Raw genomic sequence first — 25,276 nt, forward strand, 5'->3', positions numbered from 1 at the left:
GGTCAGCGGGCTATCCCGGTGCGCCGCTGCTCGATGATCAGGCACCGGTCCTCGACATACGCCAGGCCGGCGTCGGTGGCGATCCGGCGTGCCTCCGGTGACGTGATGCCCAACTGCAGCCACAGTGCCGTCGCCCCGGCCTCGACGGCGGCCCGTGCGACGTCGGCGCAGTCGGCGGACGGGCGGAACACGTCGACGAGCCCCACCTGTTCGGGCACCTGCGCCAACGACCGGTAGACCTTCTCGCCGACGATCTCATCGGCGTGCGGGTTGACCGGGATGATCCGCCATCCGTGCTTTTGCATGTACGCGGGGACTTCGTTGGCGGCCTTGGCCGGGTCGGCGCTGGCCCCGACGACGGTGATCGTGTCGTAGGACCGCAAGATCTCCTCGACGACGGCGTCGGTGTCTGCTCGGTTGCCCATGGGTCGAGCCTACGGGGAAAGGCCCGAGATCAGGTTGATCACCAGCGCGAGGATCACCGTTCCGAACAGGTAGGACAGCAGCGCCTGGAACAGGGCGGGCCGTCGCATGAGGGAGCCGGAGAGGTTGGTGTCGGACACGGTGAAGCTCATCCCGATGGTGAACGAGACGTATGCGAAGTCGACGAAACGGGGTAGCTCCTGCTGGTTGAAGTCGATTCCGCCGACCGGGTCGGTGTAGTACAGGCGGGCGTAGTGCGTCGCGAACAGGGTGTGGATCGCGGTCCACGAGGTCACCACCGCCATGATCGTGGCGAGGACCAGCCACGGATTGCCGTGACGGAAGAGCGCGACGACGACGCTGGTCAGGCTGAACAGTGTCGCGGCAGCCACGAGCAACACAGACCACCCGGTGGTCATGTCTCCTCGTCGGGCGAAGTGCTCGGTGGTCGCCGCATCCATCGGGCCCAGCGCGATCCAGGTGAGCACGACGAACACCGCGGCGGTGGTGAACCACACCGACAGCCGGACTTCGACCCTCCACCCGGCCCACAGTCCCACCGCGACCAGGGTGCCGATCAACAACGACAACAGGAGGCGCCACAGCGCCGACGATTCGCGTACGCGGGCCATGACCGCTGCCGGGGTCACGACACCGGGTCCAGCAACTGGGGCCCGTTGTTGGCGACCCGGTTGACCAGCGGGGCGACCTCGCGGATCTCGATGGCGTCGGCCAGCTCCCGGGCCGGCGGCGCGAACATCTCCGCGGGGGCGGGCGCGTCGGGGTTCAGCCAGTCCGACCACCACTGGCTCGGCATGATGAGCGGCATCCGGTCGTGGATCTCGCGCAGGTCGCCGACCGAGTCGGTGGTGAGAATCGTGCAGCTGAGCAGCGGCGGTTCGTCGGGCCCGGCGTCGCGCGGCCGCCACACCGACCACAACCCGCCCATGAACAGCCGGGTGTGGTCGGCGGGCGACATGAAATAGGGGACTTTTCGCGTCTTACCGTCGTCGGCGACGGCCTTGCGCCACTCGTACCAGCCGTCCATCGGGACCAGGCACCGCTTGGACTTCACCGAGGAGCGGAAGGACGCCTTCTCCGCCGCCGTCTCGGCGCGGGCGTTGAACAGCGAGCCCTTCCCGATCTCCTTGGCCCACGGCGGGACCAACCCCCACCGCATGGCCCGGATACGGCGGGTCGGATCGCTTGGGTCGGCGTCATCATGGGCGTGCCGGTCGACGACGGTCAGGACGGTCGTCGTCGGGGCGAGGTTGTAGTTCTCCCACCGGGACCGCACCGGCGCATCAACGGAATCGAGGGTCTGTTGTGCGGGCGCCTCGGGTGCCGGCAGGTCGGGTACCTCGTTCACCGCGTCGATCTCGGCGGCCAGTTTCGCCGGGTCGGTCGTCACCGCATAGCGTCCGCACATGCCTCAATGCTAGGGAACGGCCCTGACATGGGGAATGCGTGCGGGCGGATGAGCGTTGAGCCCTTCAGACGGTCGTCACGACGACCTGCGACGACGACCAACGACGACGATCAACGACGACGAGGAGCGCGGTATGGCATGCACGGTTGCGGCCCCGGTGACGGAGCGCCAGATCTTCGGCTCGCTAGACTTGGGCGAGCACCGGGTCGATGCGCGCCCGGGCGGAACCGGAAGGACCGTCGTGAGCGAAACGCCCGCCGACGAGGCGGAGGACATTGATGCCGTCGCCGCGGGCGACGATCAGACCGACCAGGCCGACGAGACCGACGAGGAGCGGACCGCGCGCTTCGAGCGCGACGCGCTGCCGTTGCTCGACCAGCTCTACGGTGCGGCGCTGCGGATGACGCGCAACCCCGCCGACGCCGAAGACCTGGTCCAGGAGACCTACATCAAGGCCTTCTCCGCGTTCTCGTCGTTCCGCAAGGGCACCAACCTCAAGGCGTGGCTGTACCGGATCCTCACCAACACCTACATCAACAGCTACCGCAAGAAGCAGCGGCAACCGGCGCAATATCCGACCGACGAGATCACCGACTGGCAGCTGGCCCAGACCGCCGAGCATTCGTCGACCGGTTTGCGGTCCGCCGAGATCGAGGCGCTCGACGCGCTGCCCGACGATGAGATCAAGGAAGCCCTGCAGGCCCTGCCGGAAGACTTCCGCATGGCGGTCTACTACGCCGACGTGGAAGGGCTGCCCTACAAGGAGATCGCCGAGATCATGGACACCCCCATCGGCACCGTGATGTCGCGGCTGCACCGCGGCCGGCGCCAGCTGCGCGACCTGCTCGCCGACGTCGCCCGGGAACGGGGCTTCAACCGCGGGGACAAGACCGCAGAGGCGGGTGCGAAGCGATGACCGGCACCGATCCCGAGTTCGAAGCGCTCGACTGCACCAACGTCCTCGCCGACGTATGGCTGCTCCTGGACAACGAATGCGACCCGGCCGCCCGGGCGCGGCTCCAGGAGCATCTCGACCGCTGCCCGGCCTGCCTGGCGCAGTACGGCATCGAGCAGCAGATCAAAGACCTCGTCGGTCGCAAGTGCGGCGGCGAGCGCGCCCCGGCCGGCCTCGCCGATCGGCTTCGCGTGCAGATCCGTCAGTCCACGACGGTCACCCAGTCCTCGGACGGGACCTCGGTCTCGCGCACGACGGTGACCCGGACCAGTGTCTCCTCCCAGCGGGGAGCCGACATCGCGCCGCAGGTGGAAACAGAAAACCCGGGCGACCGGCGGTAAAGCCGGCGACACCCGGGTTCGCTTCAGATCCGACGAGCGGATCAGGCGTTCGGCCGCTTGCCGTGGTTGGCGGCGTTCTTCTTGCGAGCGCGCTTCTTGCGTCCACGCTTTCCCATGGGACTCTCCTTCTCCTGTGGTGACCCCATTCTTTCACGGCCGGGTCGACAACCGGAAAACGAGCCCCGCTCGCGGGTGGATCCGGCGCGCCGTGGGCTACCTTTAGGTGCATGGCTGAAGACGTTGTTGCCGAGATCGTGGCCACCGTTCTCGAGGTGCTCGTTTCCGACGGCCAGCCCGTCGAGGTCGGGGACACCCTCGTGCTGCTGGAGTCGATGAAGATGGAGATCCCGGTCGTCGCCGAGGACGCCGGCGTGCTCGACGAGGTGAAGGTGTCGGTCAACGACGTGATCCAGGCCGGCGACGTGATCGCCACCTACAAGTAGCGCCCCGGTGTCGACCCTCGCCGATCTCCTTGCCGTCCACACCTCCCTCTCCGACGAGCAGGGCGGGCATTTGCAGCGCCTGGTGGGGGAGTGGCAGCTGCTGGCCGACCTGTCCTTTGCCGACCTGCTGCTGTCGGTGCCCGACACCGCCGACGGTCCGACCGGCGGGTTTGTGACCGTTGCCCAGTGCCGGCCCAACACGGCCTCGACGGTGCTGCCCGCCGACGAGGTCAGCCGTGTGGTCAGCGCCGAACGAGGCCGGGCGATGCGCGGCGCGATGACCGACGGGAAGATCGTCGTCGACCAGGCGGCGATGCTGGGCGGGGTCGCGTTGCGACGCGATCTGATCCCGGTCCGCTTCGACGGCGAGGTGATCGCCGTCCTCACCCAGGCCGCGGCCAACACCGACCGCATCCCGTCGCCGTTGGAACGGGCCTACCAGGCCTCGGCGGGAGACCTGTGCAACATGGTGGCCGACGGGACGTTTCCGCCGGTCGAGGGCAATGAGGCCGGGCTGTCCACCCCGCGCGCCGGAGACGGTTTCGTGCGCATCGACGCCGAGGCCCACGTCCTCTACGCCAGCCCGAACGCGTTGTCGGCCTTCCACCGCATGGGCTTCACCAGCGACCTCACCGGGGCCCATCTGGGGGATGTCCTGGCCGAGCTGGTGTCCGACGCCTTCGACGCGCAGGACGCGGCGGCGATGATCCGCCTCGGCGCGTCCGGCCCGGCGCTGGATCCGGGGGCGGCCGGCGACCGGGTGCTGCGCCTGGAGATCGACGCCCGTCGGGCGACCGTACTGGTCCGCGTCGTGCCGCTGCGTCCCCGCGGGGTGGCCACCGGCGCGATCGTGCTGGTCCGCGACGTCACCGAGGTCAAACGCCGCGATCGAGCCCTGATCAGCAAGGATGCGACGATCCGCGAGATCCACCACCGGGTGAAGAACAACCTGCAGAGCGTGTCGGCGCTGTTGCGACTGCAGGCCCGACGCACGTCCAATCCCGACGCGCAGACCGCGCTGACCGAGGCGGTGCGGCGGGTGGCCTCAATCGCCCTGGTCCACGAGTTCCTCTCCGGCAGCGTCGACGAGGAGGTCGAGGTCGACGAGGTCGTCAACCGCCTGCTGCCGGTGTTGGTCGACGCGACCAACACCAGCGCCGGCAACGCGCAGGTCGTCGTCGATGGTCGGTTCGGCGTGCTGCCCGCCGACCTGGCGATGCCCCTGGTGATGGTGCTGACCGAATTGATCCAGAACTCGGTCGAGCACGGATTCACCGGCGGCCGGGCCGGGCGGATCGAGGTACAGGCCCGCCGCGGATTGCGGGAGCTGTCGATCCGGGTGAGCGACGACGGCGACGGCATCGCCGACGATTTCGATGTCGCCACCAGCGGCCACCTCGGGCTGCAAATCGTGCGCACCCTGGTCGAGATCGACCTCAACGGCACCGTCGAGTTCGGCAACGCGCCGGGCGGAGGCGCCTCGGTGCAGGTCGTCATCCCGGTTGCGCCGCAGGCCAACGGGTTGCTGGCGAACGAAAAAGCCCCGGACGCCGGTGGCGTCCGGGGCTGATCGGAAATCTCGTTAGACGGTGCTGCGCGCGCGGGTGCGGGCGGTGCGGCGCTTCAGCGCGCGGCGCTCGTCCTCGCTCATCCCGCCCCAGACACCGGCGTCCTGGCCGGAGTCCAGCGCCCAGGTCAGGCACTCGGCCGTCACCGGGCAGCGGTTGCACACAAGCTTCGCGTCGGCGATCTGGGCGATCGCCGGACCGCTCGTCCCCACCGGGAAGAACAGCTCGGGGTCTTCGTCGCGACAGATTGCCTTGTGGCGCCAATCCATTTCTACAGATCTCCTCTGGGCACGCGTCTAGGCGCGCCCCTCATTAAGCCTCGGGGGCGTTGGCTGGTTCATTTTGGCTGTTCGCACAAGCGTCGACTACCGTTCATCCGCTCGTGGTTCCTTGTGAATACTTTCACGAATCGAGCCGAAGTCAATAGGATTCTATTAACACGTGGGCAACGTCACTGTGAACGCGGGGTTCGGATTTGTGTGCTAACGGGTGCTAGCGGCCCTGCTCAGCGGGTGCGACGACGGCCAGCGCGTCGGCACGATACCCGAAAGTCATCTCCGCGCGGTCACCGGTGAAGTCGCCGTCGATCTGCGTCGGCAGGGGTGTCGGGGAGGAGAAGGACACGGCGGTCACGTCGTCGTCGCGGAAGAGGTGCCCGGCGCGCGGGTCGGCCCCCACCAGCAGCCGGGTCGCCAGCGGCAGGTTGCGCGCGACGCTCATCGTCGACGAGGCGAAGACGCCGAGGCCGCCGGCCAGCGAGGTGGTCGGGTTGGTCTCGATGACCCGCCCGCCCAAGAACGTCCACGGCGTGGTGTTGAGGACGAAGGCGAAGCTGGTGTCGGTCAGCGTCGTGGTCGTCTGGTCCCGGTCGGTGACGGTGACGGTGAAGCGCTGCTGGTCGGCGCGGTTGCGCAGGAAGGTCACCACCGTGGTGAACAGGTATCGGCCCGGGGTGGCCGCCTTTCCGCGGTGGCGCTTGGCCTCCATGGCGGCGACCACGCGGGCGTCGATCCCCATGCCGCAGTTGAAGAGGAACCAGCGGTCGTCGGTGACACCCAGGTTCACCCGGCGCTGGGCGCCCGATTCCAACAGTTCGATCAGTTGGGCGGTGGCCCGCAGCGGATCGGCGTCGATGCCCAGCGCCCGCGCGAAGACGTTGGCACTCCCGCCGGGGATGATGCCCAACCGTGGCTGCGTGGCGGGCGGCGGGTCATCGGGGCGGCCGAGCAGCCCGTTGACGACCTCGTTGACCGAGCCGTCGCCGCCGTGGACGACGACCGCGTCGTAGCCACCGTCGTCGAGCGCCCGCCGCGCGAACTCCTCGGCGTGCCCCCGGTGGGTGGTCTGCTCGACCGTGAGGTCCATTCGGGAACCCAGGGTGTGGGCAAGGGTGTCGCGGCCGGCCGGCGTGGTGGCGGTCGCGTAGGGATTGACGATGAGCATGGCGCGCACGGAACACCACCCTACGTCTGTGCCCCGACCGCCGTACAACGACGCGGGGGCAATACCCTTGGGCCATGCCTCTGATAACCCCCGTTCCGCGCCCCATACGGTGGGCCGGTATCTCGATCGCCGCCCAGGGGTGCGTCGGCGTGGTCGCCGCCGCGATCCTGGTGGTCCGGGCACTGGGCGGCCACCACGAGGACTTCGCCAGCGGCTACGGGCTGGCCCTGTGGTGCGGGTTCATCGGTCTGGGCGTGCTGGCCGGCGGGATCGCGCTGCTGCGCGGGAAGCGGTGGGGCCGCGGGATCGGCGTCGTGGCGCAGCTGCTGCTGCTGCCGGTCGCGTACGCCCTGCTGACCGACAGTCATCTGCCGTTCCTCGGTGTGCCACTGGGGTTCTGGGCGCTGGGCACGCTCGGGGCGCTCTTCACGACGGCCTCGCTGACCTGGGCCGCCGGACCGGATGCCTCGACCGACCTCGAACCGTAAGGTGGGCAGCATGACAACCATCGTCGCGATCGCCAATCAGAAGGGCGGCGTCGCCAAGACCACCACCACCGTCTCGCTGGGGGCCGCGTTGGCCGACCTGGACGCCTCGGTCCTCGTCGTCGATCTTGATCCGCAGGGCTGCCTGACGTTCTCCCTGGGGCACGATCCCGACCAGCTCCAGGTCTCGGTCCACGACGTGCTGCTGGGCGAGGAGGAGATCGCCGACGCGCTGTTGACCACCGACGACGGGGTGACCCTGCTGCCGGCCACCATCGACCTGGCCGGCGCCGAGGCGCTGCTGCTGATGCGGCCGGGCCGCGAATATGCGCTCAAGCGCGCGCTGGCCGACGTGGCGCAGGACTATGACGTGATCCTGATCGACTGCCCGCCCTCGTTGGGCGTGCTGACCCTCAACGGGCTGACCGCCGCCGGATCGGTCATGGTGCCGCTGCAGTGCGAGACCCTGGCCCACCGGGGTGTCGGGCAGCTGTTGCGGACGGTGACCGAGGTTCAGCAGATCACCAACCCGGACCTGCAGCTTCTCGGGGCCATCGCCACGCTCTACGACGCGCGGACGACGCACAGCCGCGACGTCTTGGCCGACGTCGCCGACCGCTACGACCTGTCGGTGATCAACCCGCCGATCCCGCGCACGGTGCGGTTCGCCGAGGCCTCGGCCTCCGGGGTGTCGGTGCTGCGCGGCCGCAAGAACAAGGGCGCCATCGCATACCGCGAGCTCGCACAGAACCTGTGGAACCACTGGACCAAGGGTGCCGAGCTGACGGCCTTCGACGTGGAGCTCTGACGCGGCCGACTACGGTCCGTAGACCGAGACGAGCGTGCCGCGCTGCTCGACGATCCCATCGCCGATGGCGGCCGGAATGATCGGGTCGCGCACCTCGGGGTTCTCGCGCGAGACGGGGATCTGCCCGGTCCGGCGCCCGGTCGCCGCGTCGACGACGAGATAGCCCTCCGGATCGGGAATCAGCATCGATTCGCCGAGGGCGACGCCCGGCCCGCTGGTGCCGGCAACGGTGAACCGCGGGACCATTGAGATCGCGTCGAGGACCGCGGTGGCGGCACCGGTCCACACCGATACCAGTCCCTCGCCGGCCACCGATTCGCTCCCGGCCGGGAGCTCGGCACCGCCGGGGACCGGATGGCGCCCGGTTTCGGCCCCGTCGGAATCAAAAGTGCGGATGGCGGCCGCGGTCGGTTCGGGGGTGTTGGCCCCACCGTCGTAAACCCCGATCGCCGAGTCGGACATGCCGACGACGACCGGCGGGGCGAACGCGGTTCCGCTGGTGATCACCGTCGAGCCGTAGGAGGGGATCTTCTCGTCCTTGTCCAGGACGGCGCCGATGACGGTCAGGCGGTAGCCCGGATCTCCGTCGCAGTGCTCGATGATCGCGACCCGGTCGCCGGCGGTCATGCCGGACTTCAGCCGGCAGCCGTGGCCGTCGTGGCGGCCGAGATCCGGTTTGACGCGGGCGTCGATGCGACCGTATTCGATGCCGCGCACCAGGTTCGAGCCCCAGGTCTCCAGCCGGGTGGGGCCGATGCTCAGGACGTAGCCGCCGTCGGAGGTGAGGGTCACGGTTTTGTCGGCGTCGGAGCTTCGGGTCCCGCGGCGGGTACCGCGGTGCGCGTCGATCGCGGTGACCTCCCCGCAGCCGCGGGAGTTGGCGTAGGCGGCCAGGGCGGTGGGCGTCGTCGGCGACCAGGCCGAGAGCACCGCGCACACCGGGATCTTCCGCTCGTAGCGCCAGATCGCCTGGCCGGTGCGCGGATCGCGTGCCTGGACCACGCCGCCGTCCCCGGTGAGCACAACGCTGTCGGTGACCTGCGGAGACCGGGTCGCCGTCGACGGCGCGGTCCAGCGGTGGACCAGTCGGGCCGGGACCTGTGCCGGATAGGGCTGCGCGGCCGGAGAGGCCGTTGGCGGGGTCAGCGTCGTCCTGCGGGCGGAGCTGAAATACCAAATGCCGACCGCGGCGACGACGACGGCGACGACGATCAGCGCCGTGACGACGAGGTCGACGGGCCGTCGGCGCAACGGGGGCATCGTGGGGAGGTGCTACTCGGCGGGGGTCGCCGAGGCAGCGGCGTTGTCGGCCGCGGCACCGCTACCGGTTCCGCGTCCCCGCCCACCGCGACGGCGCCGACGGCGCTTGGCCTGGCCGCCCTCGCCGTTGTCGGCGCCCGCGTCGGGGCCCGAACCGGAGTCGGCGGCTGCCTTCGGCCGGGAGGCGGCGTCGGCGGCGGGCTTGTCCCCGGCGGTCTTGCCGCCACGGGTGCGGCGCCGCGAGCGCTCGGTCTTCGGGCGCGCGGGGCGCTCGATGCGCTTCTGCTGCTCGCGTCCGGCACGGGTGCCCGAGGCGGTCTTGGGGGCGCCGATGCGGCCGGTGGCCGATTCGGGGATGCTGAGTTCCTCGCGCAGGTGCTCGGAGCTGGAGTAGGTCTCCACCGGCTCGGGCACCCCGAGTCCGAGGGCGTTGTTGATCAGCTCCCACCGGTGCATCTCATCCCAGTCGACCAGGGTGATGGCGATGCCGGTGCGGCCCGCGCGACCGGTGCGGCCGATGCGGTGCACGTAGGTCTTGTCGTCCTCGGGGCACTGGTAGTTGATCACGTGCGTGACGTCGTCGATGTCGATGCCGCGCGCGGCGACGTCGGTGGCGACGAGGACGTCGACCTTGCCCTCGCGGAAGGCCGCGAGGGCCTTCTCGCGCGCGCCCTGTCCCAGGTCGCCGTGGACCGCGCCGACGGCGAAGCCGCGCTCGGCGAGGTCGTCGGCCACCTTCTGCGCGGTGCGCTTGGTGCGGGTGAAGATCATGGTGGCGCCGCGGCCGTCGGCCTGCAGCACCCGGGCGACCAGCTCGGCCTTGTCCAGCGCGTGCGCACGGTAGATGTGCTGGGTGGTGCGTTCGTGCACGGCCGAGTCGTTGGCGTGCTCGGCCCGGATGTGGGTCGGGCGGTTGAGGAAGGTGCGGGCCAGGGTGACGATCGGGCCCGGCATCGTCGCGGAGAACAGCATCGTCTGGCGGGCGCTTGGCACCGCCGAGAGGATGCGCTCGATGTCGGGGAGGAAGCCCAGGTCGAGCATCTCGTCGGCCTCGTCGAGGACGAGGATCTCGACCTTGCCCAGGACCAGGTGCCCCTGCTGGGCGAGGTCGAGCAGGCGGCCGGGCGTGCCGACGACGATGTCGACGCCGGCCTGCAGGTCGGCGATCTGGGTCTCGTAGGGGCGGCCGCCGTAGATCGCGGTGACCTTCAGCGGGCGGACGGTGCCGTCGGCGAGGGTGACGTCGACGCCCTTGCCGGCCACCTCGAGGTCACCGGTGACCTGCAGGCACAACTCGCGGGTCGGCACGATGACCAGGGCGCGCGGGGTGTTGTCCAGGGCGCGCACGCCCGAGGCCGGCGCGGTCAACAGGCGGTGGATCAGCGGGACGCCGAAGCCGAAGGTCTTGCCCATCCCGGTGCGGGCCTGGCCGATCAGGTCGTCGCCGGCCAGGGCCAGCGGCAGCGTCAGTTCCTGGATCGCGAAGGTGTGGGTCTTGCCGTCGGCGGTGAGTGCGGCGACGATGTCGTCGTGCACGCCGAGTTCGGCGAAGGTGGGAGCGGAGTGCTCCTCGTCGATGATGGTGGTCTGCACCGACTCGTCGGCGCTCGTTTCAGCAGTGCTCATATGTGTTTGTCCAAGACCTCTCGGATAGCTCGCGCGCACCGATGGCTTGGTCAGCTCCGAAGTGATTCGCGGCTCCCGGGGCGGGGCGCGTGCGGAGCGGTGCGCGCACATTTCGTCGGTGCCATCTGCGGGGATTCGCGACGGCACCGTTGAACAGTGTACTTGGTCAGCCGTACCGGACCCGCTTACCATCGGGCGCATGGACGAAAACCCCGGCATCGCGAAGCTGTTCTCGGTTCTCATCGCCGGCGAGTACGCCGCCCATAGCCGGCTGATTTCCGAGTCCGCGATGGCGCCCGACGTGGCCAGCCGGATCGCGATCGGCCGGATGGCCGCCTCGGAGATGAACCACTTCGAGGAGCTGGCCCAGCAGCTGGTCAAGCGGGGGATCGACCCACTGGAGGCGGTGCTGACCCACCTCGACATCTTCGACCGGTACCACGGCACCACCAACCCCAAGACGTGGGACGAGGTGATGGTGAAGGCCTACGTCGGCGACGGCTTGGCCGCCGACGTCTACCGCGAGATCGCCGACGGGATGCCCGACGAGGCGCGCACCGTCGTGTCGACGGTGATGGCGCAGACCGGCAACTCCGAGTTCGCCCGCGACTGGGTGCGCGCCCGGGTTGCCGAGCAGCCGGATCTGAAGTGGCCGTTGACCCTGTGGGGACGCCGCCTCCTAGGCGAGGCGATCACCCATGCGCAGTGGGTCCTCGCCGCTGAAGAGGAGGTGACCGACCTGCTGTTCACGGGGGGCTCCACCGACCTCGCCGCCGTTTCCCGATTCTTCGACTCGGTCACCGAGCGTCATGCGGAACGCATGGCGGACTTGGGGTTGGGGTAGGTCAGACTCGCTTATCGGGCGCTGGTCCGACGGAATTGCGTCTGGCGTAGGCGGCGCCGATCGTTGTCGTTTTACTCGCGATCGTCATCGTGTGGGCGGCAAGCCCGCGTAGTGGCCTTCGTGGCTTCCGCTGTAGGCGAAACCGGGCTTGTGGCATGTCGTAGCGGGTCGGGTCTCGGCTAGGCTCTAGCCCATGAGCGTGGAAGTGAAGATCGGCATCGTCGACAGCCCCCGGGAACTGGCCGTGCAGGTGGCCGATGACAGCGAGAAGACGTTCGACGCGGTGTCGGCCGCGCTGACCGGTAAGAGTGAATTGCTCACCCTCGTCGACGATCGCGGTTCGCGCTTCCTGGTCCCGTCGGCGAAGATCGCCTACGCCGAGGTCGGCAGCGCCGAGGTGCGCCGCGTGGGCTTCGGCTCCAAGTAGCCGCCGTCAGGGACGGGGCTTCTCGACGTTCTGATTCGGGACGTGGGACAGGCCGCCCCACAGCAGGGCGACGGTGGTATCCACCGCGACTTGCTTTTCCACCGGGCGTTGGGCGTCGATCCAGTACCGTGCGTTGACCTGGCTCGCGCCGACCAGGCCGGCGGCCAGCATCCGCGACCGATACGGGTCGTAGCCCGAGTCGTGCATGACGAGCTGGTAGACCGCGTCCACGCAGGCCTCGATCGCCCCTTCGACGCGCTTGATGACCGCCGGGTCTTTGGCGTCGGAGGTGAAGATCAGCCGGTAGCCGGAGTTGTCGAGGTCGACGAAATCGAAGAAGGCCGCCACCGCGGCGCGCACGCGTTGGCGGTTGTCGGTGCTGGTGCGCAATGCGTTGTTGATCGTCGTCACGAGCTTCTCCCCATGGGAGTCGACGACGGCGATGTAGAGGTCGAGCTTCGACGGGAAGTGTTGGTACAGCACCGGCTTGGAGACGCCCGCATGGATAGCGATCTCGTCCATCCCCGCCGAGTGGTAGCCGCGCTCGACAAAGATCTCGCTGGCGGCGTCGAGGAGTTGGAGCCGACGGGCGCTGCGCGGCAGGCGAGTGCCGTTGCGGCCCGACGAACTCGTGCTGGACGTGGTCATGGGGAGCAGCCTACTCCCGGGGAGGGGGGACACCTTTCGGTAACCTGGGTGTCAACCGTGGAGCCTGCGCGGGATACCGCGCGGCCTGTGAGAAAGTTAACGCGTGAACCGATCCGAGGACGGCCGATCCGGCGCGCCTCGACCCCGAGCGGGCGAGGCGGCGCGTCCGCGTCCGCGTCCGCGTCCGCGCGCCGGGCAGTCCGAGTCATATCCGCGAGCCGGGCAGTCGTCGGCCCGTGGAGCCGCCGGGGCCCGACCGGGCCCGCCCCCGCCGCCCCGCACGTCGGTACCCCGGCCGGGGCCGGGGCAACCACTGACGGCCACCTGGGATCCGTCGACGGAATCGTCGTCCGCCGATGCGGCCGAGGGCAATGTGTTCTCCCGCTTCGTCGCCGCCTACGGGTGGCGCGCCTACGCGATCCCGGTTCTCGCGGTGCTCACCGTCATGCTGGTGGTCATGACGATCCGCGGCGGGAATGCCGACGGGGCGGCCGACGGTGCCTCCCCGGACAGCGGGCGCAACACCGACGTGGTCAAGGAGTCGACGCCGGTGGGCGCCCCGACGGGCACGATCGCCGCATCGGCGCTGCCGGTCGGCGCACTCCCACCTGACGGGCATTTCACCAGGGTCGGTAAGAAGTCTTTCCACGCGGTGCCGGTGAAGGCCGCACAGAAGGTCGGAACCGGCGCGCAGCTGTACACCTACACCGTCGAGGTCGAGAACGGGTTGGCGCCCATCGACTACTCCGGTGATCGTGCTTTCGCGTCGATGGTCGACGCGACCCTGGCCAATTCCAAGAGCTGGATCGGTGGCGGCAAGGTTTCGTTCAAACGGGTCAACGCGGGGCAGAACCCAGACTTGCGGATCTCGCTGACGTCGCCCAACACCACCCGCGAACTGTGCGGCTACCAGATCAAACTGGAGAGCTCCTGCTTTTACCCGCCGACCCGACAGGTCCTCATCAACGAGGCCCGCTGGGTGCGCGGCGCGCTCTCGTTCTCCGGCGACACGCACAGCTACCGTCAGTACCTCGTGAACCACGAGGTCGGGCACGGAATCGGCTACGAGGCGCACGAACCGTGCAAGCAGAACGGCGCTCTCGCACCGATCATGATGCAGCAATCGTTCGGAACGAGTAACAAGGACATCATGGGACTCGATCCGGACATGAACGCCAATCGGGCGTTGAGCTGCAGACCCAACCCGTGGCCGTTCCCATGACGCTGCCACCGCTGGTGGACCCGGCCGCCGCACTGAGCCGCGACGAGGTCGGCCGCTACAGCCGCCACCTGATCATCCCCGACGTCGGGATGGCCGGGCAGAAGCGACTGAAGAACGCCAAGGTCTTGGTCATCGGGGCCGGCGGGCTGGGCTCGCCGACGCTGATGTACCTCGCGGCCGCCGGTGTCGGCACGATCGGGATCGTCGACTTCGACGTCGTCGACGAGTCGAACCTGCAGCGTCAGGTGATCCACGGGCAGTCCGACATCGGCATCCCCAAAGCCCAGTCGGCCAAGAACTCGATGCTCGAGATCAACCCGTACATCACCGTGGTGACCCATGAGGTGGCGCTGAGCAACGAGAACGCGGTGGAACTGTTCTCGCAGTACGACCTGATCCTCGACGGTGCCGACAACTTCGCGACCCGCTACCTCGTCAACGATGCGGCAATCCTTGCCGGCAAGCCCTATGTGTGGGGTTCGATCTATCGCTTCGAGGGCCAGGTGTCGGTGTTCTGGGAGTCGGCACCTGACGGGCTCGGCATCAACTACCGCGACCTGTACCCGCAGGCACCGCCGCCGGGGATGGTGCCCTCCTGCGCCGAGGGCGGCGTGCTCGGCATCCTCTGTGCGACGATCGGCTCGATCATGGGCACCGAGGCGATCAAGCTGATCTGCGGGATCGGTGAATCGCTGCTCGGCCGGCTGATGGTGTACGACGCGCTGGAGATGACCTTCCGCACGGTGCGGATCCGCAAGGACCCGGCCGGGGCGAAGGTCACCGAGCTTATCGACTACGACGACTTCTGCGGCGTTGTCTCCGACGAGGCGCAGGCCGCTGCCGCCGATTCGACGCTGACCCCGAGCGAGGTCAAGGCGAGGCTCGACGACGGTGCCCCGGTCGCCCTGATCGACGTCCGCGACCCGGTGGAGTGGGACATCGTCCACCTGCCCGGCGCGACGCTGATCCCCAAGGGCGAGTTCGAGTCGGGGGAGGGGCTGGGCAAGATCCCGCAGGACCGCCCGGTCGTCCTCTACTGCCGCACCGGGATCCGCTCGGCCGAGGTGTTGGCCATGGTCAAGAGCGCCGGGTTCGCCGACGCCACCCACATCCAGGGCGGGATCACCGCGTGGGCGCAGCAGGTCGACCCGTCGATGCCCATCTACTGAAGGCCAGGCCACCGTGTCCCGTGTGCGCGTTCACAACTTCTCGATCTCGCTCGACGGCTTCGGGACCGGCGAGGACCAAACCTTCGACGAACCGTTCGGCCATGCCGGCACCCGACTGCTGGAATGGGCGTTCCCGACCCGCACCTTCACCGACATGGGATTCCACGGCGAGCAGCCGGGCACCGCGGGTGTCGACGAGGCTTTCGCCAGCCGGTGGAACGCCGGTGTCGGGGTGGAGATCATGGGCCGCAACAAGTTTGCCCCCAAACCCGGGCCGTGGCCCGACGACCAGTGGCAGGGCTGGTGGGGTGACGAGCCGCCGTTTCACACCCCGGTCGTCGTCCTCACCCACCACCCCCGGCCTCCGCTGGAGTTGTCCGGCGGCACGACCTTCCACTTCCTCGACGCACCGCCGGCCGAGGCCCTCGCCTACGCCCGGGAACTGGCGGGCGACAAGGACATCCGCATCGGCGGCGGGACGAGCACCGTGCGCGAGTTCCTGAGCGCCGACCTGGTCGACGAGATGCACATCGCCGTCGTGCCGGTGCTCCTCGGCCGCGGCGAGCGGCTCTGGGACGGCCTGGAGGGGATCGAGAAGCGCTTCGACATCGAGAGCGTCACATCGCCCAGCGGTGTCGTGCACCTGACGTTCACCCGTCTCGCCGATTGACCTGCGGAGTGCTCGATCACAGATCGGTGATCGGGGGCGCCGTGTGGTCGGGGCCGTTCATACGCCGGCGTTGCGCTGGCGCAGTGGACCGGCCCCGACCGGGGCCGTTTTTCGCTATGAAGTTCTCAAGGTACGTGTGTGGCCCGCGGGCCGAAGGTGCTGCGCTGGGTTAACGGATTAGTTCTGGACGGTGCCTGCGGCTCAGGCTGCGGCGTGGTCGGCGATAGTGAGGGTGCGTCGGTGGTGGCAGCGAAAGTCACCTCCTTCGGGTGGTGGCCGGCGCCAACGGCAACTCCCGCAACAAGTCACGGCCGTTCTTCAACCGGTGCCGCACCGGGATGCCGATGACTTCGGCCCGGGCGGTCGCAGCGGCCAATAGATAGGAGGCGATGTTGCCCATCCGGACCGCGGTGACCATCACCCCCAGCAAGGCGTTGTCGTCGGCGATCGCCTCTGCCGACGCCAACAACGAGCCCAAGCCAGTACCGGATTCGACGGCGGCCGGCGCCAGGTCGTCGGCCAGGTCGGTGACGAATGCGGTGAGTTCGTCGTGGTTCATGTGACCCCCCAGGTCCGGGTTCGCATCATGTGGTGCGGACCCGGATTAGAAACTGCGTTCTGCTGTTCTTACGAACTAGATTTCACTCTAAACGAGAGGTCTGATAACCGCGTTCTAGCGGATTGAACTGCATCGATGGTGCGGAACGGCAGCGTCGGAAGTCAGGGTGGGTGGTTACGTCTAGACGCGCAGCCGGACCTGGTCGACGACTCGCATCAGGCCGGGCAGTGCGCCCGCCGTCGACCGGGGGTGCAGGGCGTGCACGGCCAAGCGGAACATGGTGGCGCGCAACAACATCTGCCCCCACTCGGGCTGATCGGCCCATCGGTCGAGCAGGTTGTCGTCGGCACCGCCCCAGGCCAGCGAATCCACCGCGACCACGGCGGCGGCCCACGACGCGGGCCGCCAGTATGGGACGATATCGGTGATGCCGGGGGCGGCGGCGCCGGCGAACAGGACCGTGCCGAACAGGTCACCGTGCACGATCTGCGACGGCGACGTCACCGGACGACGCAGCCCGGCCAGAGTCTTGACCGCCTCGAGGCTGGACTTCCCGTCGTCGGTGACCGGCTCGGCCATGCCGGCGGCCCGCGCGGTGCGCAGCGGTTGGTCCTCCCACGCGGCGCGGTCGGCGGCGGTGAACACGTCGACATCGGTGTATGGCGGGGCCGGAGGCTGCAGCAGGAAGCGAGGGCGTTCCAGCTTGGTCAGCGCAGCGTGCAGCCGATCGGCGACCTGCAGCACCTCGTCGTAGCGGGGCTCCGGCGATCCGGCGATGTAGGTGTCGGCCCGCCAGCCGGACACGACGTAGCGCCCGTCGGTGGAGCGGAACGGCCGCGCGATCCGCAGACCGTCGACGTAGAGGTTTTCCCTGGTGGCGGCGGACCAGGCGGCGCGCGCGTGGTCGGGGACCATCGACAGCACCACTTCGCCCACACGCCAGCCGCCGACCCACTGGTCACCCATCGCGATCGGCGGGTGCGCGGTCAGACCGAAGGTCTGCAGCACGTGCTCGGGCGGTTCGACAGGACTCGTCACGAGCCCAGATTACCCAGCTAGTCGCCCGATTTCGGGCAGCGACACCGGCCACGGCGGATCAGGGGGCGTCGGGTGTCCAGCGGCAGCGGCGCAGGACGACCCGCCCGTCGACGACGGGCACGCCCTCTTGCGCCAGGCGCGACAATTGGCGCGAGGCCAGGTGCGCGGGCGGGCGCCCGCTCGCACTGATCACGCGGTGCCAGGGCAGATCGGCGGAATCGGTCCGCATGATCCACCCGACGATGCGCGGGCTGGACAACCCCGCCGCGGCGGCCAGGTCGCCGTAGGTGGTGACCGACCCGGCCGGGACGGCCGCGACAAGCGCGCGGACCCGCTCCACGTCGTCGTCGGTGACCCGGCCCATCGCGACGGGTCCTCAGTCCGACCCGGTGGCCGCGCGGACCAGACGGGCGACGAGCTCGGGCACCAGGAACGGGACCATGTGTTCGCAGTCGGCGTGATGGATGCGCACCGAGTTGGGCCGCTCGCGTGCGCAGGCTTTGAGAAACGCCGGGCTGACCAGCGGTGGCGCCACCCGGTCGGCGACGACGACGTCGGTGGGCACCGTCGGCGGCGGCAGTTCGGCGGGGGTGGCCATCTCGCTCCACGCGGTGGCCGCGGCGGGTTGGCTGACGCGCCAGCCGTAGGCCCCCGCCGGCAACCCGAGGGATTCCGACGGTTGCAGGTGCACGGCGATCTCCTCGTCGAGGACCTCGTCGGGGATGTCGGCCCACCCCTCGGCGCGCTTGGCGTCGCGGGCCGCCGACGGCGACGGGTAGGTCCAGTGGGCCATGCTGGCCGCGGCCACCTCGAGGGCGCGCCCGGGATCCAGGCCTTGCGCGGGATCCAGCAGCACCAGGGCGCGGACCCGGTCGGGGTGGCGCTGCGCCAGCCGGATCGCCAGCGCACCGCCAAACGAGTGTCCGACGACGGTGAGCGGAGAATCCGTTTGCGCGACAAGCGAATCGAGGGCGTGCAGGTGGGCGTCATAGGACCACGGCGGTTCCCAGGGGGATTCGCCGTGGCCGAGTAGGTCGGGGGCGACGACGCGGTGATCGGGCAGATCGGTAGCCAACCGGGCCCACCGGCGGCCGTGCCCGGTCAACCCGTGCAGGGCGAGGACGACCCGGTCGGAATCGGCCGGTCCGAAGGTCTCGACGGAGAGCTCAGTCATGGTGGTCCCGACGATAGCCGACCGCCCGGTTCGGGCACGGCGGTGTCGGCCCGCCGTGATTCGATAGGGGCATGGTCAGCAGCCCCCAGCGCCCGTTGGTGCGCACGACGCTCGTCGGTGCGCAGGCGGCGCCGACGGCGGCTCGGGAGTGGCCGGCGCCGGTGGCGCGGCTGATCGAAACCCCGGTGTTGGCCGATCCCGAGCAGCCGTGGCTGCCCTACCGCGTGCACGGCGGGCCGGGGAGCGGCAAGACCTCGGTGATCGTCGACGCCGCGGTGGCGCGGCTCACCGATCCGTCGATAGCCCCGGGATCGGTGTTGGTGCTGGCGGCGAGCCGGCGCGCCGGAAGCGTGTTGCGCGAGCAGATCACCCGCGCCGTCCTCGCGGCCGGCGGCTCGCCGACCGGGGCGGTGCGCGAACCACTCGTCCGGACGATCCACTCCTACGCCTTCGCCATCCTGCGCTTGCAGGCGCAGGCGCACGACAATCCGCCGCCGCGGCTCATCACCGGGTCGGAGCAGGATGTCGTGCTGCGCGAGTTGTTGGCCGGCGACGTCGCCGACGGCGCAGCGGACTGGCCGGAGTCGCTGCGCCCGGCCCTGCTCACCGACGGCTTCGCCCAGGCGCTGCGCGACTTGCTGATGCGGGCCGCCGAACGGGGTGCGGGACCCGAGGAACTGGTTCGGCTGGGTCGCCGTCACCGCCGGCCGGAATGGGTGGCGGCGGGGAAGATGTTCGCGCAGTACGAGCAGACCATGCTGCTGCGCGGCGCGGTCGGCGTCGGGTCCCCGCAGGCCAGCGCTCCCGCGGTGGACGCCGCAGAACTGGTCGGCTCGGCGTTGTCGGCCTTCGCCACCGACCCCGACCTCCTCGCCGCTCAGCGCGCCCGGATCCGGCACCTGCTGGTCGACGACGCCCAACACCTCGACCCGCAGGCCGCGCACCTGGTCCGGCTGATCGGCACGGGCGCCGACTCGACGATCATCGCGACGGATCCGGACCAGTCGATCTTCGGCTTCCGCGGGGCCTCACCGCGGTTCTCGGCGGAACTGGTCGATCCCTCCTCCCCGCGCGACATCGCCTTGACGCAGTCGTACCGGGCGACCCCGGCCGTCGCCGCCGTCGGCGCGGCCCTCGCCGCCCGCCTGCCGGGGGCGCGGCCCCACCGGTATCCGGAACCCGAACCGGACGGACCGACCGGTACCGCGGAGGTGAAAGTGTTCGCGTCGGCGGCGAAAGAGGCCACCGCCGTCGCCGACATGCTGCGCCGCGCCCACCTGTTCGACGACGTGGCGTGGTCGTCGATGGCCGTCATCGTCCGCTCGGTACCGCGGGCCCTGCCCGCACTGCGCCGGGCGTTCCGCGCGGCCGGCGTCCCCGTCGCCACCCCCGCCTCGGATCTGCCGCTGCACCGCCAGCGGGCGGTGACGGCCTTCCTCGTCGCGCTGCTGGCCGCCGACGGCTCGGTGTTGCCGGCCGAGTCGGTCATCACGCTGCTCACCGGGCCGATCGGCAGCGCGGACCCGGCGGCGCTGCGGCGGCTGCGGCGCGGGGTCCGGCGCGTCGACGACACCGTCGATTCGATCGACGCGCTGGGCGGCGCCCTCGCCGACGACGCCGCAGCGCAGCGATACCTGGCGACGCTCAGCGACGCCGAGGCGCGGCCGCTGGTCCGGGTGCGCGCGGTGGTGGCCGCCGCGCGGCGGGCCATCGACGCGCACCGGTCGGTCGAGGAAGTCCTCTGGGAGGCGTGGTCGGCGTCCGGGCTGGAACGCCGGTGGGCCCCGGCGGCGTTGCGCGGCGGCCCGGCCGGCGAGCAGGCCGACCGCGACCTCGACGCGATGCTCGCCTTGTTCGAGGCGGCCGAGTCCTTCGCCGACAACCTGCCGAGCGCCGGGGTCACCGCGTTCGTCGACCACGTCGAAGCCCTGCAGATCCCGCGGGACTCGCGGGCGAGCGCGGTGCGCGACGAAGCCGTCACCATCTGTTCGGCCCACGCCGCCGCCGGGCGGGAGTGGGACGTGGTGGCGGTGCCGGCGGTACTCGACGGGCTGTGGCCCTCGCTGCGGCCCCGCGGCAGCGTGCTCGCGACCGGCGCGCTGGTCGACCTGCTCGACGGCATCGACCCCGAGGCGGTCGACACCGTCGCGCGCAGCGCCGTCGCACTCGCCGACGAGCGGCGGTTGCTGTTGGTGGCCTGCTCCCGGGCCCGGCGGCGGCTGATGGTGAGCGCGGTCGAGGACGGCAGCGGTGAGGCGGCGCCGTCACGGTTCATCGGGGAGATCGCCGCGGCACTGGGCCAGACCGGCGGCGTGGAGGCGGAGCCGGATGCCCTGCCGGTCGACCCGGGGGTCGACCGCGTGCTGTCCCTGCCGTCGCTGGTGGCGGCGTTGCGCTCGGAGGTGCTCGCCGGTGTTGGCGGCGACGGGGGTTCGGATTCCGGCCCGACCCCGCGCGCGGTCGCGGCCGCCGAACTGCTGGCGCGGCTGGCCGATCACGACATCCCCGGCGCGCACCCGCGCGACTGGTTCGGCCTGGCGCCGGCCAGCACCGACGACCCGCTGTGGGTGCCGGCCGACGGGCCGCGACGACTCTCCCCGTCGAACATCGAGTCGCTGACGCGCTGCTCGTTGCGTTGGGTCCTCGAGGGCAACGGCGGGCGCGACGGGGATGAGACGCCGGCGGTCACCGGCACCCTTGTCCACACGCTGGTGCAGGCGCTGGCCGGACAGATCAGCCCGACCGAGGCGACCGAGGCGTTGCGGGGGATCTGGGACCGCGTCGACACCGGCGCCGACTGGTTTTCCCGGCGTGAACTCGCGCGGGCCGAGCAGATGCTCGACAACTTCCGCGGCTGGCTGACCGCCTCGCGCGACGAACTCACCGCCGTGGGCACCGAGGTCCCCGTCGACGCCGAGCTCGCCGCCGAGCCGGGACTGCCCGGTGCCGATATCCCGGTCCGGATCGTCGGGCGGATCGACCGGTTGGAGACAGACCGGGCCGACCGGCCCGTCATCGTCGACGTGAAGACCGGCAAGAGCGTGCCCACCAAGGAGGTCGCCCGCGAACACCCGCAGCTGGCCACCTACCAATTGGCCCTGCACCTGGGCGGGGTCCCGGGATTCCCGGCCGGAATCGAGCCGGGCGGTGGGGAACTGGTCTACGTCGCGAGCCCCAACCAGAAGACCGGAGCCGCGGTGCGCGAACAGCCGGCGCTCACCCCGGAACTGATCGACGGGTGGAAGGTGGTCCTGCGCGCGGCGGCCGCCGGCAGCGTGGGACCGGTGTTCACCGCCGTCCAGAACGACGGGTGCGGGCACTGCGGGTTGCACACGTCGTGCCCGGCCCAGCTCACCGGGCGGAGCGTCGTCGATGACTGAGCTGATCCCGGCCACCAGCATCGCGGCGGCTCTCGGACTACCGCGGCCCACCCCCGAGCAGGTCGCCGTCATCGAGGCGCCGCTCGAGCCGGTCCTCGTCGTCGCCGGGGCCGGCGCGGGCAAGACCGAGACGATGGCCTCGCGGGTGGTCTGGTTGGTGGTCAACCGGTTTGCCGGTCCCGAGGAGGTCCTCGGGCTGACGTTCACCCGCAAGGCGGCCAGCGAGCTGGGAGCGCGGATCCGGCGGCGGCTGGCGACGCTGGCCGGGGCGCCGGTGCTGGCCGAGTGGGACGTCGACGGGTCGCTGCGCGCCCGACTCGCCGGAGCCGACCCCGAGATCAGCACCTACCACGCCTACGCGGGACGGCTGATCGCCGACTACGGGCTGCTGCTGCCGGTGGAACCGACGTCGACGCTGCTCAGCGAAACCGAGCTGTGGCAGCTCGCCTTCTCGGTCGTCGCAAACCACCCGGGGGACCTGGCGACCAACAAGGTGCCGTCCGGGGTGACTGAGGCGGTGTTGAAGCTGTACTCCGACTCCGCCGAGCACCTCGTCGACCCGGATTCGCTGGCGAGCGCCGGACAGCGGCTCTACGACCTCGTCGACACCCTGCCCAAAGGGCTGCGCCAGCGTGACGAGCCGTCACGCAAGCTGCGCGACGTGCAGGCGGTCATCGACGAGCGCCGCGCGTTGCTCCCTCTGGTGGCGGAACTGTCGCGGCGGATGCGCGAGCAGGGCGCACTGGACTTCGGGTCGCAGATGTCGTTGGCGGCGCGCCTGGTCACCCGGCACCCGGAGGTCGTCGCCGCTGAGCGGGCGTCGGTGCGCGCCGTCCTCCTCGACGAGTACCAGGACACCGGCCACTCCCAGCGGATCCTGTTGCGGGCGTTGTTCGGCAGCGGCGGCGGACCCGTCGCGGTGACCGCCGTCGGGGACCCGATCCAATCGATCTACGGCTGGCGCGGGGCGTCGGCGGCCAACCTGCCGCGGTTCGCCACCGATTTCCCGCGGCCCGACGGCACGCCGGCGCAGCGGCTCGAACTACTCACGAGCTGGCGCAACGCGGCACATGCGTTGACATTGGCCAACTCCGCCTCCGACGAGTTGCGCCGCCGCGGGGTGCCCGTGTCGATTCTGCGGCCACGGCCCGATGCCCCGCTGGGCACCGTGGCCATGGCACTGACCGAGACCGTCCTGGACGAGCGGACCTGGATTGCCGAGAGGATCGCGGAGCTGTACCGGACCGCGGCCGAGGCCGGCACTGCGCCGCCGACCACCGCGATCCTGGTGCGCCGCAACGAGGATTCGGCGCCGTTGGCCGCCGAGTTGGAGGCGCTGGGCATCCCCGCCGAGGTTGTGGGTATCGGCGGGCTGCTGCACGTGCCCGAGGTCGAGGACGTGGTCGCGACGCTGCGGCTCATGGCCGACCCGATGGCCGGCAGTGCCGCGATGCGGCTGCTCACCGGTGCGCGCTGGCAACTGGGTGCCGTCGACATCGCCGCACTGTGGCGCCGCGCCCGGGAGTTGGCGGCGGGGAGCCGGGTCGCGCAAATGCCGCTGGACACCCCCGAACAGCTGGCCCAGGCACTGGCGGCAACGGTCCCCGACGAACTGGTCGACGACGCCGGGATCGCCGACGCACTCGTCGACCCCGGCGACCCGGCCCGCTACAGCACTGAGGGTTATACGCGCATCCGTCGCCTCGGTGGGCAGCTCGAACAGCTGCGCCGGCGCATCGGACAGCCCCTCCCGGAGCTGGTCGCCGACGTCGAGCAGACGATCGGAGTGGCGGTGGAGGCGCAGATCCGCGCCCGGCGAATGCGGGGCGCGACCACCGGCCGCGAACACCTCGACGCCTTCGCCGGCTATGTCGCGGCCTACGCCGACAAGCCGGGCGCGACGCTGCCCGGCCTCCTGGCCTTCCTCGACACCGCGGAGACCATCGAGAAAGGCCTGGAACCCGGTCGGGTCGAGGTGGCCGAGCAGCGGGTGCAGATCCTGACCGTCCACGCCGCCAAGGGGCTGGAGTGGGACGTCGTCGCCATCCCGCACGTGTGCGGCGGGATCTTCCCCAGCGGGCGATCGGAAGGGACGTGGCTCGGCAGTGCGCGCGAGTTGCCCGCCGAGTTGCGCGGTGATCTCGCCGACCCGGACCGGGGCGGTGGGTCCGGCGAGGGGTTCCCGCGGTTGTCCCTCGACGCCGCCGGGGACCGCAAGGAACTCGAGTCGGCGCTCGAGGACCACAAGGCGGCCATTGCCCAACGCCGCCTCGAAGAGGACCGTCGGCTGCTCTACGTCGCACTGACGCGCGCCAAGGCGTCGCTGTTCATCTCGGCGCACCACTGGTCGATGGGGTCGTCGAAACCGCGCGGAATCTCCGAGTTCTATACCGAGCTGCTCGACGTCGTATCGAGCACCATGGCCGATCCCGGCGTCGACTCCACCGGGATGTCGGTCGACATCGCCGCGCCGGAACCCGATCCGTCGGCGGAGAACCCCTTGGCCGCCCACGTCATCAGTGCCCAGTGGCCGGCCGACCACCTCGGTGAGCGGCGCCCGCGCGAGACCGCCGCCGCGGCGCTGGTCCTCGACCGGTTGACCGCCCGGGCGCAGCCGTCGCTGTTCGACGGGGTCGGCGAGGCCGCCGAACCGGTTTCCGTCGACGACGATGTCGACCGTTGGCGCGCCGAGGTCGACGTCCTGCTCGCGGAGCACGCCGCGGCCAACCAGGCCGGCGTCGACGTCGCGCTGCCCGCTCACCTGTCGGTCAGCCAGCTCGTCGACCTCGATACCGACGAGGCCACCTTCGCCCAACGGCTGCGGCGGCCGGTCCCGTTCAAACCGAACGCGCTGGCCCGCCGCGGCACCGCGTTTCACGCGTGGGTGGAACGGCGGTTCGGCGCCTCCAGCCTGCTCGACATCGACGAGCTGCCCGGTGCGGCGGACGAGACCGCGGTTCCCGACGAGGATCTCGCCGAGCTGATCACCCGGTTCGAGGCGTCCCGGTGGGCCAATCGCACGCCCGTCGAAGTCGAGGTGCCGTTCGAGACGGTGATCGGGTCCACGGTGATCCGCGGACGCATCGATGCGGTCTTCGCCGAACGCGGCGACGACGGGCAGCAGCGGTGGATCGTCGTCGACTGGAAGACCGGCGCGGTGCCCGAACCGGCGAAGCGCGCGTCCCTCAACATCCAGTTGGCCGCGTACCGGATCGCATGGGCGAAACTCGTCGGCGCGCACGTCGATCAGGTCCGCGCAGCCTTCCACTATGTGCGGCCGGACTTCACGCTCGAGCCCGACGACTTGCCCGATGCGACCTCGCTGGCCGCACTGCTCGCGCGATAGCGGTGCTAGATTCCCACA

26 protein-coding genes are annotated in these 25,276 nt (G+C 70.4%); 13 read left to right on the forward strand and 13 right to left on the reverse strand.

The window, feature by feature from the left end:
• Nucleotides 1-2: 2 nt before the first annotated feature.
• From nbrcactino_RS17815 to nbrcactino_RS17825, 3 genes are read right to left on the reverse strand one after another with little or no spacing between them, the layout of a single operon-like run.
• Nucleotides 3-425 (reverse strand): CoA-binding protein, encoded by a 423-nt coding sequence (locus nbrcactino_RS17815; protein WP_161928784.1) that lies wholly within the window; start codon nucleotides 423-425, stop codon nucleotides 3-5.
• A gap of 9 nt (nucleotides 426-434) precedes the next feature.
• Nucleotides 435-1,073 (reverse strand): DUF1345 domain-containing protein, encoded by a 639-nt coding sequence (locus nbrcactino_RS17820; RefSeq protein ID WP_228461006.1) that lies wholly within the window; start codon nucleotides 1,071-1,073, stop codon nucleotides 435-437.
• Nucleotides 1,070-1,852, reverse strand: coding sequence for an SOS response-associated peptidase (locus nbrcactino_RS17825; protein ID WP_161928785.1), 783 nt, complete (start codon nucleotides 1,850-1,852; stop codon nucleotides 1,070-1,072). The genes nbrcactino_RS17820 and nbrcactino_RS17825 overlap by 4 nt, the downstream gene beginning before the upstream one ends.
• Nucleotides 1,853-1,985: 133 nt before the next feature.
• On the opposite strand from nbrcactino_RS17825, the gene nbrcactino_RS17830 reads away from it, so the two are divergent.
• Together nbrcactino_RS17830 and rsrA are read left to right on the forward strand one after the other, a co-directional pair.
• A complete protein-coding gene (locus nbrcactino_RS17830; RefSeq protein ID WP_161928820.1) occupies nucleotides 1,986-2,768 on the forward strand; it encodes a sigma-70 family RNA polymerase sigma factor in 783 nt (260 codons plus the stop codon).
• The gene (gene rsrA, locus nbrcactino_RS17835) at nucleotides 2,765-3,148 is read left to right on the forward strand and encodes a mycothiol system anti-sigma-R factor (protein ID WP_161928786.1); all 384 of its coding nucleotides are present in this window, start codon (nucleotides 2,765-2,767) and stop codon (nucleotides 3,146-3,148) included. The genes nbrcactino_RS17830 and rsrA overlap by 4 nt, the downstream gene beginning before the upstream one ends.
• Nucleotides 3,149-3,189: 41 nt before the next feature.
• Here rsrA and nbrcactino_RS18550 read toward each other — a convergent pair whose 3' ends face one another.
• Nucleotides 3,190-3,264 (reverse strand): 50S ribosomal protein bL37, encoded by a 75-nt coding sequence (locus nbrcactino_RS18550; RefSeq protein WP_369758845.1) that lies wholly within the window; start codon nucleotides 3,262-3,264, stop codon nucleotides 3,190-3,192.
• Nucleotides 3,265-3,375: 111 nt separating this feature from the next.
• Here nbrcactino_RS18550 and nbrcactino_RS17840 point away from each other — a divergent pair, with 111 nt between their 5' ends.
• A complete protein-coding gene (locus nbrcactino_RS17840; protein ID WP_161928787.1) occupies nucleotides 3,376-3,591 on the forward strand; it encodes a biotin/lipoyl-binding carrier protein in 216 nt (71 codons plus the stop codon).
• Between the two features lie 7 nt (nucleotides 3,592-3,598).
• Nucleotides 3,599-5,161 (forward strand): sensor histidine kinase, encoded by a 1,563-nt coding sequence (locus nbrcactino_RS17845; protein ID WP_161928788.1) that lies wholly within the window; start codon nucleotides 3,599-3,601, stop codon nucleotides 5,159-5,161.
• 12 nt (nucleotides 5,162-5,173) lie between these two features.
• On the opposite strand, the gene nbrcactino_RS17850 is transcribed toward nbrcactino_RS17845, so the two are convergent.
• Together nbrcactino_RS17850 and nbrcactino_RS17855 are read right to left on the reverse strand one after the other, a co-directional pair.
• On the reverse strand, nucleotides 5,174-5,428 hold the full coding sequence (locus tag nbrcactino_RS17850) for a WhiB family transcriptional regulator (protein ID WP_161928789.1): 255 nt from the start codon (nucleotides 5,426-5,428) through the stop codon (nucleotides 5,174-5,176).
• A gap of 223 nt (nucleotides 5,429-5,651) precedes the next feature.
• A complete protein-coding gene (locus tag nbrcactino_RS17855; RefSeq protein WP_161928790.1) occupies nucleotides 5,652-6,611 on the reverse strand; it encodes a diacylglycerol/lipid kinase family protein in 960 nt (319 codons plus the stop codon).
• Between the two features lie 65 nt (nucleotides 6,612-6,676).
• On the opposite strand from nbrcactino_RS17855, the gene nbrcactino_RS17860 reads away from it, so the two are divergent.
• On the forward strand, nucleotides 6,677-7,090 hold the full coding sequence (locus nbrcactino_RS17860; RefSeq protein WP_161928791.1) for a hypothetical protein: 414 nt from the start codon (nucleotides 6,677-6,679) through the stop codon (nucleotides 7,088-7,090).
• 10 nt (nucleotides 7,091-7,100) lie between these two features.
• The gene (locus nbrcactino_RS17865; protein ID WP_161928792.1) at nucleotides 7,101-7,895 is read left to right on the forward strand and encodes a ParA family protein; all 795 of its coding nucleotides are present in this window, start codon (nucleotides 7,101-7,103) and stop codon (nucleotides 7,893-7,895) included.
• A 9-nt stretch (nucleotides 7,896-7,904) separates the two neighbouring features.
• Here nbrcactino_RS17865 and nbrcactino_RS18405 read toward each other — a convergent pair whose 3' ends face one another.
• Together nbrcactino_RS18405 and nbrcactino_RS17875 are read right to left on the reverse strand one after the other, a co-directional pair.
• Entirely contained in the window at nucleotides 7,905-9,155 is a 1,251-nt protein-coding gene (locus nbrcactino_RS18405) for an Rv3212 family protein (protein WP_161928793.1), read from the reverse strand.
• Nucleotides 9,156-9,167: 12 nt separating this feature from the next.
• The gene (locus tag nbrcactino_RS17875; protein ID WP_161928794.1) at nucleotides 9,168-10,781 is read right to left on the reverse strand and encodes a DEAD/DEAH box helicase; all 1,614 of its coding nucleotides are present in this window, start codon (nucleotides 10,779-10,781) and stop codon (nucleotides 9,168-9,170) included.
• A gap of 199 nt (nucleotides 10,782-10,980) precedes the next feature.
• On the opposite strand from nbrcactino_RS17875, the gene nbrcactino_RS17880 reads away from it, so the two are divergent.
• On the forward strand, nucleotides 10,981-11,625 hold the full coding sequence (locus nbrcactino_RS17880; protein ID WP_161928795.1) for a ferritin-like fold-containing protein: 645 nt from the start codon (nucleotides 10,981-10,983) through the stop codon (nucleotides 11,623-11,625).
• A 193-nt stretch (nucleotides 11,626-11,818) separates the two neighbouring features.
• Nucleotides 11,819-12,052 (forward strand): DUF3107 domain-containing protein, encoded by a 234-nt coding sequence (locus tag nbrcactino_RS17885; protein ID WP_161928796.1) that lies wholly within the window; start codon nucleotides 11,819-11,821, stop codon nucleotides 12,050-12,052.
• A 6-nt stretch (nucleotides 12,053-12,058) separates the two neighbouring features.
• Here nbrcactino_RS17885 and fasR read toward each other — a convergent pair whose 3' ends face one another.
• On the reverse strand, nucleotides 12,059-12,700 hold the full coding sequence (gene fasR / locus nbrcactino_RS17890) for an HTH-type transcriptional activator FasR (RefSeq protein ID WP_161928797.1): 642 nt from the start codon (nucleotides 12,698-12,700) through the stop codon (nucleotides 12,059-12,061).
• A 103-nt stretch (nucleotides 12,701-12,803) separates the two neighbouring features.
• Here fasR and nbrcactino_RS17895 point away from each other — a divergent pair, with 103 nt between their 5' ends.
• The 3 genes from nbrcactino_RS17895 to nbrcactino_RS17905 are packed head-to-tail and all read left to right on the forward strand — an operon-like array spanning nucleotide 12,804 to nucleotide 15,761.
• On the forward strand, nucleotides 12,804-13,922 hold the full coding sequence (locus nbrcactino_RS17895; protein WP_161928798.1) for a DUF3152 domain-containing protein: 1,119 nt from the start codon (nucleotides 12,804-12,806) through the stop codon (nucleotides 13,920-13,922).
• On the forward strand, nucleotides 13,919-15,091 hold the full coding sequence (moeZ, locus tag nbrcactino_RS17900; protein WP_161928821.1) for an adenylyltransferase/sulfurtransferase MoeZ: 1,173 nt from the start codon (nucleotides 13,919-13,921) through the stop codon (nucleotides 15,089-15,091). The genes nbrcactino_RS17895 and moeZ overlap by 4 nt, the downstream gene beginning before the upstream one ends.
• Before the next feature lie 13 nt (nucleotides 15,092-15,104).
• A complete protein-coding gene (locus nbrcactino_RS17905) occupies nucleotides 15,105-15,761 on the forward strand; it encodes a dihydrofolate reductase family protein (protein ID WP_161928799.1) in 657 nt (218 codons plus the stop codon).
• A 256-nt stretch (nucleotides 15,762-16,017) separates the two neighbouring features.
• Here the strand turns inward: nbrcactino_RS17905 and nbrcactino_RS17910 are convergent, their stop codons facing one another.
• The 4 genes from nbrcactino_RS17910 to nbrcactino_RS17925 all read right to left on the reverse strand — a co-directional run bounded on the left by nbrcactino_RS17910 (nucleotide 16,018) and on the right by nbrcactino_RS17925 (nucleotide 18,532).
• Nucleotides 16,018-16,320 (reverse strand): hypothetical protein, encoded by a 303-nt coding sequence (locus nbrcactino_RS17910; RefSeq protein WP_161928800.1) that lies wholly within the window; start codon nucleotides 16,318-16,320, stop codon nucleotides 16,018-16,020.
• A 180-nt stretch (nucleotides 16,321-16,500) separates the two neighbouring features.
• Nucleotides 16,501-17,358, reverse strand: coding sequence for a TIGR02569 family protein (locus nbrcactino_RS17915; protein WP_161928801.1), 858 nt, complete (start codon nucleotides 17,356-17,358; stop codon nucleotides 16,501-16,503).
• Nucleotides 17,359-17,416: 58 nt separating this feature from the next.
• Complete coding sequence (locus nbrcactino_RS17920; RefSeq protein WP_161928802.1) at nucleotides 17,417-17,722, reverse strand: MGMT family protein; 306 nt, start codon at nucleotides 17,720-17,722, stop codon at nucleotides 17,417-17,419.
• Nucleotides 17,723-17,734: 12 nt separating this feature from the next.
• Nucleotides 17,735-18,532: an alpha/beta fold hydrolase gene (locus nbrcactino_RS17925; protein WP_161928803.1), complete on the reverse strand. Its 798-nt coding sequence runs from the start codon at nucleotides 18,530-18,532 to the stop codon at nucleotides 17,735-17,737.
• 71 nt (nucleotides 18,533-18,603) lie between these two features.
• On the opposite strand from nbrcactino_RS17925, the gene nbrcactino_RS17930 reads away from it, so the two are divergent.
• A complete protein-coding gene (locus nbrcactino_RS17930) occupies nucleotides 18,604-21,912 on the forward strand; it encodes an ATP-dependent helicase (protein WP_161928804.1) in 3,309 nt (1,102 codons plus the stop codon).
• Nucleotides 21,905-25,258: an ATP-dependent helicase gene (locus nbrcactino_RS17935; RefSeq protein ID WP_161928805.1), complete on the forward strand. Its 3,354-nt coding sequence runs from the start codon at nucleotides 21,905-21,907 to the stop codon at nucleotides 25,256-25,258. The genes nbrcactino_RS17930 and nbrcactino_RS17935 overlap by 8 nt, the downstream gene beginning before the upstream one ends.
• The last annotated feature ends 18 nt before the right edge of the window (nucleotides 25,259-25,276 follow it).

Origin of the sequence: Gordonia crocea (assembly GCF_009932435.1) — a bacterium.
Classification (GTDB): Bacteria; Actinomycetota; Actinomycetes; order Mycobacteriales; family Mycobacteriaceae; genus Gordonia; species Gordonia crocea.